This is a genomic window from Lactiplantibacillus garii, from assembly GCF_003885105.1.
GTDB lineage: Bacteria > Bacillota > Bacilli > Lactobacillales > Lactobacillaceae > Lactiplantibacillus > Lactiplantibacillus garii.
This window is the reverse complement of sequence record NZ_QWZQ01000102.1, coordinates 1-1824: the sequence shown is the minus strand read 5'-3', so window position 1 is coordinate 1824 and position 1824 is coordinate 1. Positions and strand designations below refer to the sequence as shown.

The 1824-nt window shown below is 40.9% G+C and carries 2 protein-coding genes; one reads left to right on the top strand and one right to left on the bottom strand.

The window, feature by feature from the left end:
• Nucleotides 1-177 precede the first annotated feature (177 nt).
• Nucleotides 178-1023, bottom strand: a complete 846-nt coding sequence (gene kduI / locus D1831_RS14160; RefSeq protein ID WP_125073446.1) for a 5-dehydro-4-deoxy-D-glucuronate isomerase — start codon at nucleotides 1021-1023, stop codon at nucleotides 178-180.
• 274 nt (nucleotides 1024-1297) lie between these two features.
• Between kduI and D1831_RS14155 the strand changes: the two genes are divergently transcribed.
• Nucleotides 1298-1594, top strand: a complete 297-nt coding sequence (locus tag D1831_RS14155; RefSeq protein WP_125073445.1) for a helix-turn-helix domain-containing protein — start codon at nucleotides 1298-1300, stop codon at nucleotides 1592-1594.
• The last annotated feature ends 230 nt before the right edge of the window (nucleotides 1595-1824 follow it).

Sequence of the window (1824 nt, the reverse complement as noted above, 5' to 3'; positions counted from 1 at the left end):
AACTAGACCAATGTAAAACAACTTCTCTTTAATCGTATAGCGAGAACCTTTTCTGCCCATAGAAAAACTCCTCCTTAGGTAGGCAAGCTTTGATTATTTGCTTGTCTACCCAAAGAGGAGTATATCCGAACGATATTATTCGGACGTTTTTTATTTGGTAAATAGAATAAGAAAGGTTTAACGCAAAGCGTGCATGTCAACTTGGTCCATGTCGCTATAAGTTTGATTTTCGCCACACATTGCCCAAATAAAGGCGTAGTTAGTGGTCCCAACCCCACAGTGAATCGAAAAACTTGGGTTTACAACGGCTTGGTCGGGCTCTAAGAAGATGTGCTTGGTATGGTCCGGCGTACCCATAAAGTGAACCACCCGGGTATCGGGATCGCCAAATTCCGTGTAAAGGTAAGTTTCCATTCGCCGAGCGTGGGTGTGAGCAGGCATGGTGTTCCACGAATTTCCGGGTTCGAGCACCGTGTAACCCATTTGTAATTGACAAGTATCCATGGTGGAAGCATCAATGTACTTATGAATAACTCGCTTATTCATGTGTTCTTGATCACCCATTGGCATTGAAATCGAGTCCTTGTACGCTAACTTCTTGGAAGGGTAAGCCCGGTGTGCCGGCGTTGAAACGACGTAGAATTTGGCGGGCTTGTCCGCGCTATCAGATGCAAAGATGACGTGTTTGGTGCCCATACTAATGTAATAGCCGTCGTGGGGCTCGATATGTTCCTCTTGACCATCGATTGTGACCGAGCCAGCGCCACCAATGTTAATGAAGCCGAGTTCACGTCGTTGTAGGAAAAAATCAACGCCGAGTTGTTTATCCAGCTTGATTTCAAGTGGTTTAGTCGTTGGTGTGACCCCACCAAAAATCATTCGATCGTTGTAAGTGTAGGTAAGGTAAATGTCCCCAGCACTAAAAATTTTTTCCATAAGAAATTCGGAACGTAGTTGTTCGGTATCGAACCGGTCCATATCTTCAGGACTGTGTGCGTAACGTGTAACCATATTAAATGCCATAAAATAAATCTCCCCGCTTTATTTCTTAATAAGAAACTCAATTTCTTGGTTGTGCTTACAAATTCAGTATAACGGTCGCTAATTAAAAATCAAGTTGAAAAAAACACGAAATTAAGCGTTGTTGTGGAAGTAACCGCGTGTTAACGGGCTTAAATCCATTTCAAAGAAAAATAAAAAAATAATTTTTTGAATACGATTCCATTTACTACTGCTAGTGGCTTTATATCATTTGTGATATGATGTGTTAAACTGATGAAAGAAGGTGATTCGGTTTATGAAGAGCTATGAACAGTTTGATAAGTATATTGAAGAGCGGAAAGCGTCAGATCCCAGTTTTAAGCGGTATTATGAAGCCAATCAAAATGCCCAAAGTCTAGCTCACATGCTAACTCGTTGGCGTAAGCGCAAGAAGTTAACGCAGACGCAACTTGCTAAGATGACCGGTAAAAGTCAGTCGCAGATTGCACGGATCGAAGCGGGGAACAGTAACGTTACCCTGGGAACGATTAGTGAAATCGTGGCGGCGACTGGGGACCGGGTGCAAGTTAACATCGTTAGTGATCAAGATTAAATTGCGATTGACTAGCTGACTGACAATTTCAATTCGTAATGAAAATCAGGACTCTTCAATAAATTTTAGCCGCGACTCAGTTTCTTTAAGAAAAGAAATTGGGTCGTTTTCTTTTGTCGTTTTAAGTTGGGAGCCTCGTTAAAAAATGAACATTAGTAGTAGAAACGTGTTTTGATTAAGAATCAAATATTATTAAATTCTAATTTAATCAATAAGGCTTTTATTAAAAT